Source organism: Gordonibacter pamelaeae 7-10-1-b (genome assembly GCF_000210055.1).
Taxonomy (GTDB): Bacteria; Actinomycetota; Coriobacteriia; order Coriobacteriales; family Eggerthellaceae; genus Gordonibacter; species Gordonibacter pamelaeae.
This window is the reverse complement of record NC_021021.1, coordinates 2,996,686-2,997,631: the sequence shown is the minus strand read 5'-3', so window position 1 is coordinate 2,997,631 and position 946 is coordinate 2,996,686. Positions and strand designations below refer to the sequence as shown.

Annotated in this window: 1 protein-coding gene and 1 pseudogene; both read left to right on the top strand. The window is 70.5% G+C overall.

Annotation, left to right across the window (positions count from 1 at the left end; all coding sequences use genetic code 11):
• Positions 1-194, top strand: a pseudogene (locus GPA_RS19500) (hypothetical protein); the annotation flags it as partial.
• 17 nt (positions 195-211) lie between these two features.
• The coding region (locus GPA_RS13830) for an ABC transporter ATP-binding protein (protein WP_041239685.1) at positions 212-946 on the top strand (735 nt) is incomplete at its 3' end.

Here is a 946-nt window from a genome sequence, read left to right as displayed (position 1 = left end):
GGACGCTGCTCGTGGCGGCCGGCGCCTACGCGCTGTTCACGCTCGTGCCGCCCGCCTACGCCCAGGGGTCGGCCTGGGCCTGGGCGCTTGTTGCGGCGGGCTCGCTTGTGTGGGCCTTCCGCGAGGCGCGCGCCTGGCTTGGGGGCATAGCGGGCGGCTTGGACATGCTCGCGGCCGCCGCGAACCAACGATGATGAAGGAGCAAACTCTCATGGAGCTGACCATTGACCGGCTGAGCAAGCAGTTCGGGTCGAAGATCGCGGTCGACCGCGTGTCGGCGACCCTCGAGCCCGGCGTGTACGGCCTTCTGGGCGCGAACGGCGCGGGCAAGACCACCCTCATGCGCATGGTGTGCGACGTGCTGCGCCCCACTTCCGGCGAGATCCGCTTCGACGGCCGGGACGTGCGCGCGCTCGGCGACGGGTACCGCGCGCGGTTAGGCTACCTGCCGCAGGACTTCGGCTACTACCCCGACTTCACGGCGCTCGACTTCATGTGCTACCTGGCCGCGCTCAAGGGCATCAACCGCCGCGCGGCGCGGTGCCGCTCGCTCGAGCTGCTGGAGACGGTGGGGCTCGCCGACGTGGCGGGCCGCAAGATCCGCACGTTCTCCGGCGGCATGAAGCAGCGCCTCGGCATCGCGCAGGCGGTGCTGAACGACCCGGCCGTCCTCGTGCTCGACGAGCCCACGGCCGGCCTCGATCCGAAGGAGCGCGTGCGGTTCCGCAACCTCATCGCCAGCTTCGCGCAGGACAAGATAGTCATCCTGTCCACGCACATCGTGTCGGACGTGGAGTACATCGCCGACGAGATACTGGTCATGCGCGCGGGCGCGTTCGTCATGCGCGGCGCGCCGACCGAGGTGGTGGCCACCATGGCGGGGAAGGTGTGGGAGTGCCACGTGGACGCGCGGCAGGCCGACCAGCTTGCGGCCGCGAGCTGCGTG